This window comes from Bradyrhizobium sp. LHD-71, from assembly GCF_031157255.1.
In the GTDB taxonomy this organism is placed as follows: domain Bacteria; phylum Pseudomonadota; class Alphaproteobacteria; order Rhizobiales; family Xanthobacteraceae; genus P52-10.
The window spans coordinates 48,131-65,374 of record NZ_JAVIFX010000003.1; the positions used below are offsets into that span (position 1 = coordinate 48,131).

Annotated in this window: 14 protein-coding genes; 5 read left to right on the plus strand and 9 right to left on the minus strand. The window is 60.9% G+C overall.

The annotated features are described in order from the left end of the window. Positions 1 to 24: 24 nt before the first annotated feature. Positions 25 to 948 (minus strand): LysR family transcriptional regulator, encoded by a 924-nt coding sequence (locus tag RCO31_RS02935; protein ID WP_308966729.1) that lies wholly within the window; start codon positions 946 to 948, stop codon positions 25 to 27. Positions 949 to 1,037: 89 nt separating this feature from the next. On the opposite strand from RCO31_RS02935, the gene RCO31_RS02940 reads away from it, so the two are divergent. From RCO31_RS02940 to RCO31_RS02955, 4 genes are read left to right on the plus strand one after another with little or no spacing between them, the layout of a single operon-like run. Next, positions 1,038 to 2,012, plus strand: a complete 975-nt coding sequence (locus RCO31_RS02940) for a tripartite tricarboxylate transporter substrate binding protein (protein WP_308966730.1) — start codon at positions 1,038 to 1,040, stop codon at positions 2,010 to 2,012. A gap of 27 nt (positions 2,013 to 2,039) precedes the next feature. Continuing rightward, positions 2,040 to 4,037 carry a hydantoinase/oxoprolinase family protein gene (locus RCO31_RS02945; protein WP_308966731.1) on the plus strand — a complete coding sequence of 666 codons (1,998 nt, stop codon included), beginning with the start codon at positions 2,040 to 2,042 and terminating at the stop codon, positions 4,035 to 4,037. Further along, positions 4,037 to 5,719: a hydantoinase B/oxoprolinase family protein gene (locus tag RCO31_RS02950; RefSeq protein ID WP_308966732.1), complete on the plus strand. Its 1,683-nt coding sequence runs from the start codon at positions 4,037 to 4,039 to the stop codon at positions 5,717 to 5,719. Before RCO31_RS02945 ends, RCO31_RS02950 begins: the two co-directional genes overlap by 1 nt. A gap of 11 nt (positions 5,720 to 5,730) precedes the next feature. Beyond that, entirely contained in the window at positions 5,731 to 6,405 is a 675-nt protein-coding gene (locus tag RCO31_RS02955; protein WP_308966733.1) for an FMN-binding negative transcriptional regulator, read from the plus strand. Positions 6,406 to 6,419: 14 nt separating this feature from the next. On the opposite strand, the gene RCO31_RS02960 is transcribed toward RCO31_RS02955, so the two are convergent. The 5 genes from RCO31_RS02960 to RCO31_RS02980 all read right to left on the minus strand — a co-directional run bounded on the left by RCO31_RS02960 (position 6,420) and on the right by RCO31_RS02980 (position 12,316). Further along, entirely contained in the window at positions 6,420 to 7,481 is a 1,062-nt protein-coding gene (locus RCO31_RS02960; RefSeq protein WP_308966734.1) for a glycoside hydrolase family 5 protein, read from the minus strand. Next, the gene (locus tag RCO31_RS02965; RefSeq protein WP_308966735.1) at positions 7,436 to 8,638 is read right to left on the minus strand and encodes an O-antigen ligase family protein; all 1,203 of its coding nucleotides are present in this window, start codon (positions 8,636 to 8,638) and stop codon (positions 7,436 to 7,438) included. Before RCO31_RS02965 ends, RCO31_RS02960 begins: the two co-directional genes overlap by 46 nt. Before the next feature lie 246 nt (positions 8,639 to 8,884). Then, entirely contained in the window at positions 8,885 to 10,174 is a 1,290-nt protein-coding gene (locus RCO31_RS02970) for a lipopolysaccharide biosynthesis protein (RefSeq protein ID WP_308966736.1), read from the minus strand. A 75-nt stretch (positions 10,175 to 10,249) separates the two neighbouring features. Beyond that, on the minus strand, positions 10,250 to 11,365 hold the full coding sequence (locus tag RCO31_RS02975; protein WP_308966737.1) for a GNAT family N-acetyltransferase: 1,116 nt from the start codon (positions 11,363 to 11,365) through the stop codon (positions 10,250 to 10,252). Between the two features lie 9 nt (positions 11,366 to 11,374). After that, complete coding sequence (locus tag RCO31_RS02980) at positions 11,375 to 12,316, minus strand: hypothetical protein (protein ID WP_308966738.1); 942 nt, start codon at positions 12,314 to 12,316, stop codon at positions 11,375 to 11,377. 310 nt (positions 12,317 to 12,626) lie between these two features. Between RCO31_RS02980 and RCO31_RS02985 the strand changes: the two genes are divergently transcribed. Further along, positions 12,627 to 13,007, plus strand: coding sequence for a VanZ family protein (locus RCO31_RS02985; RefSeq protein ID WP_308966739.1), 381 nt, complete (start codon positions 12,627 to 12,629; stop codon positions 13,005 to 13,007). A 16-nt stretch (positions 13,008 to 13,023) separates the two neighbouring features. Here RCO31_RS02985 and RCO31_RS02990 read toward each other — a convergent pair whose 3' ends face one another. The 3 genes from RCO31_RS02990 to RCO31_RS03000 are packed head-to-tail and all read right to left on the minus strand — an operon-like array spanning position 13,024 to position 17,064. Continuing rightward, entirely contained in the window at positions 13,024 to 14,481 is a 1,458-nt protein-coding gene (locus tag RCO31_RS02990; protein WP_308966740.1) for a hypothetical protein, read from the minus strand. A gap of 22 nt (positions 14,482 to 14,503) precedes the next feature. Further along, on the minus strand, positions 14,504 to 15,664 hold the full coding sequence (locus RCO31_RS02995) for a glycosyltransferase family 4 protein (RefSeq protein WP_308966741.1): 1,161 nt from the start codon (positions 15,662 to 15,664) through the stop codon (positions 14,504 to 14,506). Continuing rightward, complete coding sequence (locus tag RCO31_RS03000) at positions 15,661 to 17,064, minus strand: polysaccharide biosynthesis C-terminal domain-containing protein (RefSeq protein WP_308966742.1); 1,404 nt, start codon at positions 17,062 to 17,064, stop codon at positions 15,661 to 15,663. The genes RCO31_RS02995 and RCO31_RS03000 overlap by 4 nt, the downstream gene beginning before the upstream one ends. Positions 17,065 to 17,244 lie beyond the last annotated feature (180 nt).

The window sequence follows — 17,244 nt, forward strand, 5'->3', positions numbered from 1 at the left end:
CCGTGCCATTACCGTGCCACCAGTTCAAATGGCGTCCTTGGCGTGCTGCCTTACGAGCGAGGGAAGCTCAAACTTGGCCGCGACGATTCCGTTGAAAAACTCCTCGGCGGCCGCCGACAGTGTGCGGCCGCGGCGGCGGATGAGGTGGATCGGGCGAGAAATCTGCGGAGATCTGAGAATCCTGACGCCGAGGGTCGGTCGAATGAACTGGTTCAGGCTGAGCGAGGGAACGATCGTGATTCCCAGGCCGACTTCCGCCATCCCGGCAATCGTCGCCATGTAATTCGTTTCGAGATAGGTCTTGAGCTTCACGCTCTGGAACGCGTTGTCCAGAACGCGTCGAACACTGCTGCTGCGCGGAAGCTGCAAGAAGGGAAATGCAGCGATGTCGGCGGCAGTCACCTTCTTCTTCCGCAGCAGCTCATGGTCCTTGTGGCAGACCAGGTAGAAATGATCGAGGGCCACAAGTCGTTGATCAAGGTCTTCGGTATCATTGTCGCCGACAGTTATGCCGAAATCCACATCACCGTTGCGCACCAGGGACACGCAGGTTTCCGCGATCGCATCTGTCAACGAGAACTGAATATTCGGATGCCGGGCGGCAAATCGCGCCAATAATTTCGGCATCCAGCCTGCGGCCACCGACGGCAGCACGGCTATCGACACGCGGCCGCGCTTGCGGGCTGCCCTGTCGCGAAAGATCTGGACCACGTCGGACAGATCCGCGTGGAGTTGGTGCGCGAAAGGTTCGAACACCTCGCCATCGGGTGTCAGCTCGACGCGACGTGTGGTCCGGTCGAACAGTTTGGCGCCGAGCGCATGTTCGAGCGAGGAGATGCGCGTTGAGAATGCCGATTGGGATAGACCGCAGCGTGCGGCCGCCCGCGTGAAGCTCTTCTCCTGCACCAGCGTCAGAAAGACCAGAAGGTCGTTGCTCGTTATATTCATAGGATCGATCAATCATTATGATCTTTCCATTTATCAGATTTCTGGTCGGACGATAAGGTCCTCGGGTGTTCTCATCGACGAGGTCACCAATGAGCGGACTGACCAGACGAGCCTGGTTGAGTGGGGTAGCCGTTTGCTTGAGCGCGCCCTGGGTGCGCGGAGCCCGGGCGGACGAAAGCTTCCCCTCGCGACCCATCACCTTGATCGTGCCGTTTCCGGCCGGAGGAACTGCCGACACCACGTTTCGCATCCTGGCGAAGGCCGCCACGCGCCATCTCGGTCAGCCGGTCATCGTTGAGAACCGTCCGGGCGCCAGCGCGACCATGGGTGCCGTTGCCATGCTCTCCGTGCCGCCGGACGGCTATCGCATTGCGATCACGCATTCGGCGGTCCTGCGCATGCAGCTCATCGAAAAGACATCCTACGATGCGCTGAAGGATTTCACGCCCATTATTCAGATCAGCGCTTTCAACGTCGGTCTTATCGTCCGTGCTGATTCGCCGTTGAAGAACTGGAGCGACTTCATCTCGCAAGCTCGCGGACGCCCGGAGGAGATCAGCTACGGCACGAACGGCACCGCGACAGCGCAAAACCTTGCGCTTGTTCAGGTCGCCGAGCTGGAGAAGGTGAAATTCACCCACGTTCCGTTCAAGGGCGACGCCGAGGGCACGGCCGCTTTGCTCGGCGGCCACATCGATGCGCACGCAGGTGGCACTGTCCTCGGCGATCTTGTCGACAACGGGCAGGCGCGCTGGCTGGCACTCTTTTCAGATGAGCGCGTCAAGCGATGGCCATCGGTGCCCACGCTTTACGATCTCGGCTACGATGTGACGGCCGCGAGCCCGAACGGCCTGATAGGACCAAAGGGAATGCCGCCGGAGGTCGTCCGGCGCCTTCACGATGCTTTCAAGCTCGCCATGTTCGACCCGGAGCATGTTGCAATTCAGGAGAAGTACGGACAGCCCATCCAACATCGAAATGGCGCCGACTTCGGCGAACTCATCAAGAAGCACTTCGAGCTCGAACGCGAAAAGATTCGCCGCGCCGGTCTTTTGCGATCCTGAGCGCGTCAGCAGTCATCGGGACATAATATGCAAGTCGGTGTTGAAATTGGCGGGACCTTTACGGATCTCGTCTGGGTTGATGACAGAGGCGTCGTGGTCGTTGGCAAGGTTCCATCGACACCGAGCCAGGTTCACAAGGCGGTCGAAAACGCCGTCGACCATGCCGCCGTCCCCTTGCGTCAGGTGACACGCTTCGCACACGGCTCGACCATCGCCACGAACGCGCTGATCACCCGGCGCGGAGCGCGCACCGGTCTGCTGACCACGAAGGGATTTCGCGATATCATCGAGATCGGCTTGCACGATCGCGTCGGCAATATCTACACCGCATTCTATCATAAGCCGCGCGCGCCGGTGGACCGCCGCTTCATCCGCGAGATCCGGGAGCGCGTCGACGGCAGCGGCCACGTCGTGGAGGAGCTCGACGAGGAAGCGGCGCGCCGCGAGGTTCAGTTCCTGCTCGACAACGGCGTCACATCGATCGCGATCTGCCTGATGCACGCGTACCGCAACGGCGCTCACGAGGAGCGTCTCCGCGAGATGGTGCTGGCGATGAGTCCGACGACGCGCGTGGGCTGCTCCAGCCGGGTGTCGCCTGAGTTCCGCGAGTACGAACGCACGGTGACGACCGTGGTGAACTCGTTCGTTTCACCGGTCGTCGTCGATTACATCGATCGGCTGGATCGCGGGTTGACGGAACGCGGATGCCGCAGCGGCCTGCAGATCATGCAGTCGAACGGCGGCATCATGCCGGCGGAAGCCGCAGGCGATAATGCCGTGCGCATGCTGTTGTCAGGGCCTGCCGCCGGCGTTCAGGCTGCGACCTGGTTTGCGCGTCGCAACGGCATCAACGACATCATCACGATCGATATGGGCGGCACCAGCACGGATGTCGCGGTCGCGCCGATGCTCGAGCCGCGCGTGGTGCAGGAGCTCACGGTCGACGACCTGCCGATCCGCACGACCGCGCTCGACATGGTTACAGTAGGGGCGGGCGGCGGCAGCATCGCCACACTCGATTCGGGCGGTTTTCTCAACGTCGGACCGGCCAGCGCCGGCGCCGAGCCCGGGCCCGCCTGCTACGGGCGCGGCGGCACGCTGCCGACGGTGACGGATGCGCAGTTGATTGCCGGCCTGTTGCGGCCTTCGCACTTCTTCGCAGGCCGGATGAAGCTGGATATCGAGGCGGCGAAAGCTGCGTTCGCATCGCTGCCAATGCCGGGGGAACTGGCCGAGAAGGCGGATTCCGTATTGCAGATGGTCAACGGCAATATGGCGGCGGCCGTGCGTCTCGTGTCGACGGCACGTGGCATCGATCCTCGCGACTTCACGCTGGTGGCCTACGGCGGCGGCGGTCCGCTTCACGCCGCGATGGTCGCGGGCGAAGTCGGCATCAACCAGGTTCTTGTTCCCTGGTCGCCCGGTATCACCAGCGCTTTCGGCCTTCTGATCGCCGACCTCAAGGTCGATTTCGTCAAGGCGAGGCTGCAGGCGCTGACGGACGAGACGCTGGCCGAGGTTCGCGCCGCAGATCTTGCTGCAACGTGCGACCGCTATGCCGCAAGTCTCGGTCTGACGAAGGGCAGCTACGACGTCCAGACAGGACTCGATCTGCGCTACGCCGGCCAGGGATTCGAGCTCACGGTCTGGGTCGAACTTGCGCAGACGAGTCCGCAGGCTTTGCGTACCGTGTTCGAGAATCTGCACCGCGAGCGTTACGGCTACGTCCGGTCCAACCTCCCCGTCCAGATCGTCAACGCCCGCGCGCGGCTCACGCGAAAGAATGAGTTGAACGTGATTACACCGAAGGAGAATGTCAGCCCGAGGGCCAGTCGCGAGACATGCGACATTGTCCTTCGGGGCAAGCGCGTCGCAGCCACCTTCATGGCCCGCTCCGATCTCGATTTCGGTGAGACCGTTTCGGGACCTGCCATTCTCGAAGAGCCGACGACAACAACGCTGGTGCCGCCGACATGGACAGCCCGCTGCTGCGACTCCGGCGACCTGTTGCTGGAGAAGAAGTGATGTCCGCAGACCAGACCAAGCTGGCGATTCTCGCCAATGCCATCCGTGCGATTGCAAACGAGATGGGCGCGATCCTGGTTCGCTCCGCGTTTTCGACCATCGTGCGCGAAGCCCGCGATTGCTCGACAGCGATCCTGGACGCTCATGGCAATGTCGTGTCGCAGGCGGAGATGATTCCGATCCACAACGGCGGATTGAGTGAGGCGTTCAGGGCATCGGTTGCGCAGCTCGATCTCACGACGATCGGGCCGACGTCGGCGATCCTGCTCAACGATCCGTATGCCGGCGGACAGCATCTGAACGACTTCATCATCTTTCAACCGGTGTTTGCCGAAAACGTGCTGATAGGCTGGGTCGGCAATACAGCGCATCATCTGGACGTCGGCGGCGGCGGCGCCGGCATCAATATCGACGCGGCCGAGCTGCTGCAGGAAGGCATCGTCATCCCGCCGCTGCTGATCGACGTTGAAAGGGACCTGTTCGGCGGTGCGATCGACCGCCTGATCTTTGCCAACGTCCGCACGCCCGACATCGGTCGCGGCGATTTCTACGCCCAGGTGGCCGCCAACCGAACCGGGATCGAGCGGCTGCAGGACCTGGCCAAGCGGCACGGTCGCGATCTCGTCGTCCATGCCATGGCCGAGACGCTCGACTATACCGAACGTCGCATGCGCGCGGCCATCGCGACGATTCCGAACGGTACATGGACCGGCGAGGCCTGCATCGATGCAGACGTGCGCGGCGATGTCCCGCTCAAGGTCGTGGCGACCGTCACGGTCGCCGATGGAACGATGGTGCTCGATTTCACCGGTACGGCGCCGGAAGTGCGGAGCATGTTCAACAGCTCGAAGTCGTCTTCCCTGGCGGCGGCGATTTCAGCGGTCCGCTGCCTGCTTGCCGACAAGGACATCCCGGCCAACGATGCCTGCAACCGCCTGATCGACATTCGGCTGCCGGAGGGGACGATCGTCAACCCCAGGCGCGGCCGGCCCGTGCGCGCGCGTATCGCCGTGTCGTATCGCGTGCTTGATGCGATTCACGAGGCCTTGGGCCAAGCCGTTCCCGATCGGGTGCCGGCGCAGGGCTTCAACTCGACCACGGGACTTTACCTTGTGCAGGAGCGGCCGAACGGCGGCACGCGGATCTATGCGGACGTTCTCGGCGGGGGCTACGGCGGCGCCCCGCAATATGACGGGGCGCACGCGCTGGCCGGGGTCCTGTCATCGAGCCGCAATACCCCAATCGAGTCGATCGAGCAGATACACCCGCACATCCGCATGTTGCGATATGCCCTTGTGCAGGATTCCTGCGGCGCAGGGAAATGGCGCGGCGGTCTCGGCTTCGCGCGCGCGATCCAGGTGCTCGAGGACAATGTCGTTCTGAGCTACTACTCGGAACATTTCCGTTACCCGCCCCGCGGCAAGGCGGGCGGCCGCGATGCGGCGCGTGCGTCGTTGAAGGTGATCCGAGGCGATGAGGTCATCGACCTGCCCACCACTGCGCTCATGACCTTGCAAAAGGGCGATATCGTCCAGCTGACGGTCGGCGGCGGCGCCGGTTGGGGTGATCCCGCGGAGCGTCTAGCTGAACTGGTCGAGCGTGACCTCGAACAAGGTCTGATCACGCCGGAGTTCGCGAGGGCGCATTACGCGCACGCGTTCAAGAGCGCGCGAGTTGCCTAACGGAGATCTTCATGTTCTATCGCCCCGACCGCACCCTGACGACGGATGAGGCCGCCATCAAGCTGATGTCGGAGCTCCGTTTCGCGCTCCTGGTCTCGACCGAGAACGGTGAGCTTCACTTCTCGCATATTCCGGTTCTCGTCGATGTCGAAGACGGCGCGGTGACGCACATCCGCGGTCATGTCGCCCGCGCCAACGCGCACTGGCAATCGCTTGAGCGCCAATCGAAGGCGGTCATGATCTTCAACGGCCCGAACGCCTACATCTCGGCGCAGTGGTACACGAAGGACTGCCCGGCGGCGCCGACCTGGTCCTATGCGGTGGTCCATATCCACGGCGACGTCCGTCTGCTGGATCAAGCCGGCCTGGACCGGGTCGTGGACGATCTCGTGAAGATCAATGAAAGCGTCCTTCCGACCCAATGGTCCATCGCGGGCTACAGCCCGCAACGCCGCGCCGCCTTGATGCCACACATTGTGGGTTTCTCGATGTCGGTGACGCGGCTCGAGCCGAAGTTCAATATCAAGCGGCACTACAGCGACGCGGACAAGCGCGGCGCCATCGCCGGACTCAGGAGCACCGGGAAAGACGATGCACGACAGATCGCAGAGCTGATGGCGGAGACGCTTTCAGAGGGGGGTGATCGTCCGGCAAGCGATATCCTCAACGGCTATTCGCGGTCGTGAACGCGTCTGCAAGGCTAGCGCTGCGGGATGAGGGCGTTCAGAACGGGCCGCACCCAACTCTCGCTTGTCGTGTCGAACGCCGCAAAATCGTGATCGAATTGCCAATAGGCCCATGACCAGCCCCGACGCTCCGCTTCGCGCACGATCCGGCGGATATACCGCAGCCTGTCCGGCAGCGGCGCGTATTCCAGGACGCCGAACTCACCCAGGTAGATGGGGCGATTCTCACGTTTCGACCATTCACTGATCCGGTCGAAATCTTCGGTCATCCGCTCCCGGTCAGCTCGGCTTCCCCACTTCACGTCCTTCAGCTTGGTGAGGTCTGCCGACCAGGGCGCCCCCTGGTGAGTGAAGGCGAACGGCGCGTAGTAGTGAAATGTAAGAATCAGGTTTCGGTCGTTCTCCGGAAGTGTCGGATGCTCGATCCTGGTCAGATCCTCCGAGTTGATGGCCGCGACGATGATCAATCGATCGGGGTTCTTTTCGCGAATCGTTTTCAGCAGTTCTCCTGCCAGTGCGTTCCAGGCCGCGGCGGTCATGTCGCCGCCAGGCTCGTTCAGCAGCTCGAAGATCAGTGTGGGAAACTTTCCGGCGTATCTGTCGGAGATCTGCTTCCAGAACGATTTCAGCTTCTCGGCGCATTCGAGCGGACGTGATTGACAGGCTCCGTAGTCGTGCTCATCAAGGACGGGGATCAAGCCATTGTGAGCAACCTGCTCGATGACATGATCGAGGCGACGCAAAACGGCTTCATCGACCAGGCCCGCATCGTTCATGAATTTGAAGGCAAAAAAGTTGATGCGCACATGATCGAAGCCCGCGTCGCGAATGCGCTTCAGATACGACATACGAAACGGCGCGTTTATCCCACCTTCCCAAATGCCATCATAGCCAAGGATGTTGATGCCGCGGCCAAGTTTCTTGACGGCTTCAAAGCTGCGGTCGCTTGCGCAGGCAGGGAAAGTGAGACCTGCTAGGACGAGGGCCACAAGCAAGGTCACGTACAAGCCTGGGAGACGACGGAAACGCGTCATGGATTGTAGCTCTTTGACCGGCGCTCCGGGATGGAGTGGCATGAGAGGAACAGGAAGACCACAAATAGAACGGACATGAACGAGGTCGAGCGCAGGAAGAGCGTTTCAGTCATGTTCATCTGAAAGGACAGGGCGACGAAGCAGGTCACGATCGCGCAATATGGCGCGGGGACTGCTTTGCTCGACGTCAAACCACGGATGCGGATGGCAAAGAACAGCGCCACCCCTAGAAAGATGACAAAGCCGATCAGGCCACATTCGACCAGGATGGTCAGGTATCCGCTGTGAAAGTTGTCCAGCACCCAGGTGTGGATGTCCTTGAACCGCTGCAGCCGGCCCGGGTCGGTCCAGAATCCGTTGAGTCCGAACCCGAAGAACGGCCGCTGGTCCACATGGGCGATGCCGTACTGCCAGATGAACGTTCTCTCGGTCAGGTCGATCTTCTCACCGAACAGTGGAAAGTGATCGTATCCAGTGGCGTAGAGATACATGAACAGTGCAAAGGCTACGCACGTGCACACCAGAGGAAGCCAAGCCAGAGCGTTGGCAAACCTCAGCGAGAGGCGGCACAGAAGAAGTGCGCAGCAGGACATCACCATGACGGCGGCGGTTCCTCGCGAGCCCGAAGCGATGAGTGTGCCGGCTGAGATCGCGAAGAGAATGATGAAGACAGTCCAACTGCTGCCCGTCATGCGCCGATAGAGAGCGAAGAACGCTCCGTAAGCCGCGACAAGTCCCAGTGATTGCTTGGACTCGAAAATTCCCTGCCATTGTCCGCCATGCATCCAGCTTTGATCGATTCCGATCTCTGGAAGGAAGATGACGCACAGAACCGACAAGACCAGCAGGAAGAACAAACCCAGCGTTATGGCTGCGACGATATTGGAGAGCGGCAGGCGAGTGGCCAAACGATATGCGCCGAAGGTCGTGACGGCCAACGCCGTGCCTTTCAAGGCTGAATCGACCGACCAGTTTGACCAGGCGACCGACAAGATAGCCCACGCATAGAACGACACGACCAGGACGAAGTCGGTGCCTGAAAGAGTTTGCAGCGGGCGCGCGAAAAGGCTGGCTGCGATGATCGTCAGCCACATGGCCAGCGCAATCACCTGCATGACCGAGGCGTATTGCGCGGGGATCAGCGCCGGGTTGATCGTGCTCGATGTTGCAACGGCGCTGATGACGATGGCCGTCTGCATTATCCGCCGTGCAAGGCGTTCAACGCTCAGCTGCCCCGGCTGCGAGGAGGGCAAGATGTCGTTTCGAGACGAGACGGCATCTCGACGAGCGGGCGATGCTGGAAAGGCGTAGTCCATCGGGGTGCGTCCCGCTGAGTAGGGCATCGCTCGATAAGGGACCCTAGCCGGTGTTAATTGCCGGTTAACTGTGATTGGGAACCCCGATGATTCCTTGCCCGCCCGGGGTTTGCATGATGATGACGAGGATCAATCGGCCATCCTGACTTTGTCGTCTCTGCGAAACTGACCGATGAGCCGCAAGACAGACCCCTCTATGCCGGTCCAGTCTTTGGCCGAATGCCGCAATACCAGCGCCATCGCGAGAAGCGCGGCCGTAGTCGCGATCGCGCCGCCGGTAAGGCCGAAATGCGGGAGGAGCACAAAAAGACCGACGACGCGCAGGAGAACCGATCCGCCGACGACCGCGAGGTAGCGTCCTTCGTGACCGGTGAGCATCAGAAGCGAAGCCGACGGTCCCGCCGCGGCAATCGAAGCCGCACCGAACGATAGAATGAGCAGGGCGCCATGAAACGGGGCATATGCGCCATTGAAGATCGCGAGCAATTGCGATCCGCCAGCGGCGATCGTCAGCAGCCCACCGATGATCACGGCTATCGTCACCCGCGCAACCATGTCCAGCAGCGCATCGAGCTGCGTGAGCTCCCTGTGATAGTAGAGATCCGGGATGTGCCGCGTGGAGAACATGTGGATCGCGTCGGTTGCGACCGACAGGATGTTAGCAACGCGGGTTACGACGAAGTAGGCGCCCGCGGCAGCAGGATCCAGTAGAGCGCCGACGACGAGAACATCGAGATACTGGTTCGAAGCTTCCAGGCCATTGGAAGCCCAGAGCTTGGTTGACCGGGCCAGCCAGCGTGAGAGATCGAATGCCGGCCTGGTGCGCCAGAATCCGGGAAATTTTTCGTTGAGCGAACGACACAGCAGCCGGAGGTGAATAAGGAGACCCGCCGCCCCGCCTGCGGCCATGACACCAAACAGAGCTGCGAGCTCGGCCTCTCTCTGAGCTGCAAGGCAGTATCCAAGATAGCTGATCGCGGGAATTGTCAGCAGAAGGTTGCCAAAGCCGTCGCCAGCTTCGATGCCGACGGCAGTCCTGATCAGATGCGATGTGGTCATCACAAGCGACACCGTCACAAGATACAACGTGACCGCGGCGCCGATCGATGACGAATAGGCCAGCGTACACCAGACGTAGAACGGCAGGCCGACCAGCACGCAGCCGGTCAGGCAGACTGCGCCGCTGAACAGCAGCGAACCCTTGAGCAGGTCGCACCGGCCACCTGCGACGTACTCGCTCCAGAAGCGCATCACCAGCACCTGTTGGCCAAAAGTCGCAACGATGCTGAGAAGTCCGGCTGCACTGAACAGCAGCGAATAGTTGCCGAACACCTCCAGGCCGAGCGTGCGCGCGGCGAGTGTGACCAGCGCAAAGTTCGAGATCGTGAACAGTGCCTTCAGAGCAAATGCGCTCGCCATCCCGCTTCTGACCGAGGTCAGCACCAGCGAGGACAGCCATCGGATGGCGTGACGCGGGTCCAATGCGCTTACCGCTCAGCGGAGCTTCGGGACAAACCGCTTCAAGGCATTCTTGAGCGGCTTGGAACGATGATAGATCAACGAGAATGCAGAGCCCGCAAGCGAGCGCGAGCATGTCAGATTATGCAGCTTCGTCTCTTCCACCCTGAAATGGGACTTGTATCCCGAATTCCCGAGACCCATGTCGATCCTGCGAAACCCCTGTTCGAATCGGAGCTTGATCACGCGGTAGATGATCTGCAGACCGATCGAGTACCTCGCAAAGCGCGCGGCATCGAAGCCGATCAGGACTGCGTGAAACTGCTCTTCACCGGTCAGGCCGAACAGCACTGCGACCGGTTGCCCGTTGAGATAGCTCACATAGGTGATGCAATCACCTGACTTCTGCCCCGCGATGGCGAACTCCAGATAGAAGTCCCAGTACAGTTCACGGTGCAACAGATCCGATTCGAAACGGCCTTCGCGGGCCCTCTTCAGCAACTCGAACGCTTCGCGCACCTCCTGCTCGGACGATGCGGCGCGGTGCTCGTATGTCCCGCGGTCACGTTCGAGTTGCCGGGCGAGCCGGCCGAGTTCCTTGGAGAATTTTCGCCGTACCGTCCGCCGCTGCCAGGCCTCGAAGTCCGTGCCGATATCGCTCCAGAACGCCGAGTTTTCGCAAGGACTCACTTGCGGCCGCGCGAAAAGATCTGCCGGATCGAAGCCGTCGTTCCTGATCTTGCGGAAAAGCAATACGCTTCCGCCTTGCAGCAGTTGGTCAAGGCGTTCCCGCACCGAAGGATCGGCCGCGAACGCTTCGAGAGCAAATCGGTCGCCGACCACGGCATTGTAATCGCAAACGCCGAAATCAGCGGGCTGCACGACATCCAGGCCGGAAGCTCGCTGAATGACAAAAGGAAACACGGCGAGCAGCGCACCATCTTCCGGTTGCCTGATCGTGATCGTGTATTGCCTTGCCGACAGGTTCGGCGTCAGTCGTCGGTGGACGAGATCCATCCACAGCGGGGACTGAAAGGCAGTCCCCCGCTTGAGATTGAAAAACGACTTATATTCCGCGCCGAGGAAGTCGAAGTCTTTCTCGACCCGGATAGCGACATCGAGCCGCAACGAGTGCGTATTGATTGCCAGCATGCTGCAACTCTAGCTCGCAGCAATCAGACTGAGGCCGTTAGGCGAATTGGCATCGATACGGAAGTTGCGGCGTTTCACTACATCGCCGGTCGTCTGTCGTCCCAGCTTCTTCCACAACAGCGCTGATGCGGCTTTCGCATACACCGACAGGCCGTCATGCCTGGTCGATGGTTTCTGAACGCCGAGCGTTCGACGCATCACGCCATTGCCGTAGTGGACCGCATACGAGCGCCAGATATCGTCGGTCCAATGCTCCATCGTCACCGAGATGTTCAAGCAATCGTGGTTCTGCACGCGATGCGGTGCATAGAGTGGCCAGGTCAGCATCTCGCCGGGATGCAAATCGAATGTGGTGGCATAGTCGTCGAACCAGCCCTGATACGGCATGTCCTCGGTCGTTTCACGAAGCAGGATCTTCTCGATGTTTCGCGGCTTCAGAAAGACGTCGCTACGCGGATAGACGTAGACCCGCTTCACGCCGCTGATCTGCCAAAGCGACTGACCCTGAATGTCGGCATGATAGAACACCTTCGCATTGGGCGACGAGATCAGCACGCCGATGTTGTGCTTGAACGTCTTCAGCCCGGGCACGCGAGCTTCGAACTCGGCGAATACACTGTCGAGGAGCTTGCGGTATTCCGGCGCCCAATCCATCACGCGGCGGACATTCATCCACATGCGCCCACGTTCGATTGCGTCGATCGCCTGCATTCCGGTGGCGTCGCCAAGTTCGCCGAACATCCGGTCGGGGCGGTCCGTTTCGACGCACATCGATTCGAGGCCGAGCTCGTGCTTGGGGCAGCGCTCGATCAGTCTGCCCAGCGCTTCTCGCGTGAACAGACCGCTTTCCGCCAATCTGTGCCGCAGCCTGATCGCGTGATGTCCGAACAGCAACTCATGCTGCGGCTGCCAGTCGGTGATCACGTCGTTATTCAAATTCATCGAATTCATTACATCACTCCGCCGTTCTGGAGGCCGCGGCGCGTCCTGCTTTTATGAGCTGCATTGTAACCGGTCGTCGGCGCAGGTGGGCTGCGACCGATCGTTAAACCTCGGATTTAGGTTAAGATAGAACGAGTTGATTAGGCGACTCGCTAACCTACTGATCCGCAAAGGAGCGTGTGATTTGATTAAAATTTGAATCAATTTTTCTGAAAATTGCGCACGGCAGATGCACGATAATCCACACGACACGACGGGGCCGTTCGTGTAGCTCGGGCTCAGCAATCTCACACGACAAGCTGTATCCGTCGGTTTTGACATGACACATCTCAGGGCTATTCAAGTCGCCGCGTGGGCAAGCCTCGCACTGGTTGCTTTTGCCACGCTGGCCTCCATTGGATTCAGGCCGACGAGTTCGTTGCCTCCAACTGTCGAAAGATTCGCTGCGTTCGCGGCCGTCGGCTTCACATTCGCGCTTGCCTATCCGCGCCAGTTCTGGCTCGCCGCGTTCATCGTGATCGGCGCGGCGCTCGCCCTGGAGGTGCTGCAAGTCCTGTCGCCATCGCGACATGGTCGGCTCGTCGATTCACTGGTGAAAATTGTCGGTGGCTCGGCCGGCTTATTCGCGGGTTGGGTGCTGCTGTGGCTGGAATCGCTGCGCGAGCGGATTGGAGGATGCAGGCGCAAGGAGGTGGCATAGCCGCTTCTGCGCGTGTCTAATGAGTCCAGGCAGACGCAAGTGCCGTCAGCTTTGGCTGGATGCGGCTACCGTCGATGACTTCGAGGCGTCCGGCCCGATTCAGCGTGTGCAGTTTTCGTCCGGGCCAGAACCTGTCGGGTTTCAGCGTCTTGCGAACGACCTGCCGGAACGACGAAGGCGTGAGATCGACAATTTCCGCCAGCGCGAGGCCGCTGCCATAGCCTGCGCTACAATCCTGCGCAGGCCGCCAGAGACGGCCGTTGCGCATCACGAGGTTGCCGGCAGGACGAGCGGACGATCGATCGACCAGAACAGGGTTGGCAGCGTGCGGCTGCCAAGGACCGAACAGGTCGGTTGAATAGTAGATCGCCAGCGTATCAGAGTAGCCGCCCGCGCCGTCCCACAACGTGCCGAACAGGTAGTACAGCCCGTTGTGCCGCGTGATCGTCGCGTCCGAGAGCCTGATATCGGACAGAAGCGTTGCAAAGCGCTCCCATCGGTCGGGAAAACCAACGCACTTGTAGATGGCGACTTCCCGATTGCCTATGCTCTCCGGGATCATCCAGAGGCTTCCGCCATGCTCGATCAGGAACGGGTAGGAGAGGTGCCAGTTTTCCTCCAGCGCTGGCCGCGCAGGTCCGGCGGGTCCGTTCTCTCCGAATTCGATGGCACTGATAATTCCCTTGCCGACGCGGTGGTCCAGCTCTTCGACAAAGACGAAGGCGCGGCCCTCCCATGTGATCGGAAAGGGATCTGCATAGAAACGGATTTGCGGATCAGGAACGACATTCCAGGCAGGCCCGGACAGATCGTCGCGATCCCACACGCCGCCGTCGTCGACGTGACGCCAGCCAACGCGCCAGTGCGGCCCATAGCAGCACAGTTTGTAGATTCTGCGCGCGACCGCTGAAGCGAGCCCCGACAGGACGTAAGGTGCGGGGGAGCCTTGCCCTCGCGGAACGCACGTGGCCGTGGCGCCTGCGTGCGAGCATGTGTCGTTCGCCAGAACCCGCGCAAGGAGCGTGACAGTACGCGCCATCACCGCATCCAGTGCGCCGCTCAGGCCCGCGGCATCTTCCGCCGACGGATGTCCTGCGGCGACGATGCCACCGCTTTGGCTGTCGAGAATTTCGATCTCCGGCAGATCACCTGCGACGACGGCAGCGAGAATGGCGTCCTCGCCGGCTGCGCCATTATAAAGAGGTGTCAGTACCCGGCGGCCTTCCGAAATCGCGTTATGTAACTCGTTCGACGCAAAGTCGATGATGATGTCCGCTCGCGCTTTGGCGCCATGGCGTCCAACGATGTCGTCGATCGGCATTGCATCAGCGCCGCTTCCGAGGCCGCGCCGCAGGACCAGCCGCTCAAGCTCGAAAAGGAATTCGAGGCCGCGAGGCTTGTGCGTGGCGCAGTCGACTGCCGCGACCTGAAGCTTTGCCGTGTCGTCGGCGAGGGCTCCGACGGCGCGTTCCATCCAACGTCTGGGTCGTCTCGCATCAAATCGGAGTTCGAGAATCATCTTGGGAAAGACCGAACTGCAGCGTCCGGCGATGAAAAAGCGTTGCGAAGATTCGTTCGTAGTCTTCTACCATCGCGTCGATGGAGTAGCGGGATTTCAGTTGCTGCGCATTTTGTCGCAGCGTTGCCCTGAGCGTCCGATCGGTCAAGACGCGCGATGTTGCGGCGGCGAATTCTTTTGTATCGGCGGCATCGACAAACAGCGCCATTGGTGCGTCATCCGCAGACAGAACCTCTTGCAGCACAGGCAGTTTGTTGGCGACGACGGGAACGCCGGCCTGTGCCGCTTCCACCGCAGCAAGCCCAAAGGTCTCGGCAGCGGACGGGAACACGAAGGCGTCCAACGCAACAAGAAAGTCCCCCGTCCTTTCCGGTGCGACTTCGCCGGCAAAGTGCAGGCGATCCGCCACACCAAGCTCGGTTGCGAGGTCGAGAAGCCGTTGCCGGTCTGGGCCCTGGCCAAGCAGAGCGAGATGCCAGTCCGGTCTCAGGGCCAGCAAGCGAACCGCATGATCCAGACCCTTGAGCGGGTGCAGACGGGCGACGCATCCGAGTATCGCGGCGTCGCGCGGAAGACCAAAGACACTGCGAGCCGCCTCGCGCGTCAGCTGTGACGTCCGTTCCGCAAAGCCGTGGGCGACATGGACGACCCTGTCGCTATAAGCCTTCGGATACGTTGCATAGATCCGCTGAACGTCGATCGAGTTCACCGTCACAACCTTGAAGACGCCGGCGGCGCCCAAGCAGAAGTCGGCCGCGCGGAGCAGCTTGCTCATAGTCGCGAGCGCGGACACCTGATTGGCGACGACCGGCGCAGACGAGACCAACCTGGCCACGGGCGCAGCGATGACGTTGCCGTAATGTTGGAACGTGAGAATGACGTCCGGCTGCAGATGACGGATATGGCGGGCCAGATTGAGGAGCATTCGCATCAACTGCAGCGGCGAGGAGGGCCGCTCAGGAGCGCAATAGAAAGTGTTCACGGGTTCGCTGAACGTCGACGACTTGCGGAAGAAGAAGAGGTTCGAGACCTCATATCCCCTTGCCGCAAAGCCCTCTGCCAGGATGCGGGCGATTTCCTGGGCGCCTGCATTCTCGCCCTGCGTCTGTATCAGAAGAATCCTTTGCGGGCGGGTCATGGCTGCACCCGCTGAGTATCACGCTCGGCGTCGGGGTCCGCTTCAAGGCTCGACGCCAGCTGCGGCCTCACTTTTCGGAAGATACCAATGATTGACGGATCGATACCGGTCCAACGTCGGCAGAGCACATTAAGCGTCAGAGTTGTCGCAAGGAGCGACAGTGTGGCGGCGAGGGCGGCGCCCATGAGACCGAATATTGGAATCAGGATGGCGAAGCCGAGCATCCTGAGCGCGATGTTGGCGACCAGAATCCAGGGATACTGTCCCTCATGTCCTGAGATCAACAACACGGCCGGTGCCGGTCCGCCGGCTGCGGCCAGGGCGGTTCCTGCGACAAGAATGATCAACGCCCATTGCTGGCCCGCGAACGAGGGCCCGAAGAAGCCGAGAATGGCGTCGGCGCCAAAGACGATCAGAAGGATGCCGCCGGTCACGCACAGCAGAATGATCTCTGCCATGCTGCTGAAAACACGATTGATCTCGTCAATCCTGCCCGCGAAGTACAGTTGCGGAATCCGACGGATGGCAAGCACATGTGCCGCCGACAATAGCGTACCGAACGAGTTGGCGATGCGGCTCGCGACGAAGTAGACGCCCGCGGCCGGTGCATCAAGCAGCAGGTAGATCACGATCACGTCGAAATACTGATTCAGAGTTTCGAGCACCGTCGTCAGCCATAGTCGGGTGGAAGCGCGCCACCACGCGCCGCTGTGCTTGATTGGCCGGGCCTTCCAGATGTTCTGCGGGAACGCCCTGACCGTGACGGTGACTTGCGTCGTGATCGCCACGGCGAGCGCGACGCAGGCAATGAGGAAGAACTCGGCCGGATCGATGGTGGCCTTGCCACGGACGATCACGAACAGCGCCGCGGTGGTGAGCGTCTTCCAGAAGATCTCGCGCGTGCCCTCGGCGAGCAGCAGCCCGACCGCATAGCGGGCAACGTGTCCGCCAAAACCGACCACGCTGTTGGCGATGAGGTATAGCGAAGCACCGAGCATCAGTGCGGCGCTTTCCTTCAACACGAAGTGGCCGACCAGAAACATGGCGGCTGCCAGCAGCAATGGCAGCGTCGCAACGATTTGTAGCGAGAAGTTGAGGGCGCCACGCGCGAGTTCGGGCGAGTTTGACACCGTGTATTCGTTCAACGCGCGCAGGATGAACATTTCCTGGCCCAACAGGGCGCACACGCTTCCCATCTGGGTGATGCTAAGCCACGTCGCCAGATGACCAAATTCCGCCGCCGGCATTGCCCGTGCGGCGAGGGAAAGCATCAGAAAGGCAACTAGGCCGGCGCCCAGTTGGACAACGATCGTCCCGGAGAACGCATGCACGATTTCACCGCCCAGGCGGCGCATGAGCGGTTCGGTGACATATCGCAGGCGGCGCAATGGGACCGGCATCGGCTCTTCGATTGGAGTGCGGACGACACGTAGTTATCCGGTCTCCATAAGCACAATATCTGTCGAGTCTCTTGCGATTTGGCTCAAAAGGCGCGCGATCTCTTAAGACATGATTAACCGTGGCTCCCCGTTGAAACGGTTCCAAAATTTGGCTGGCGTAATGCTTAGTTAACTATGAAT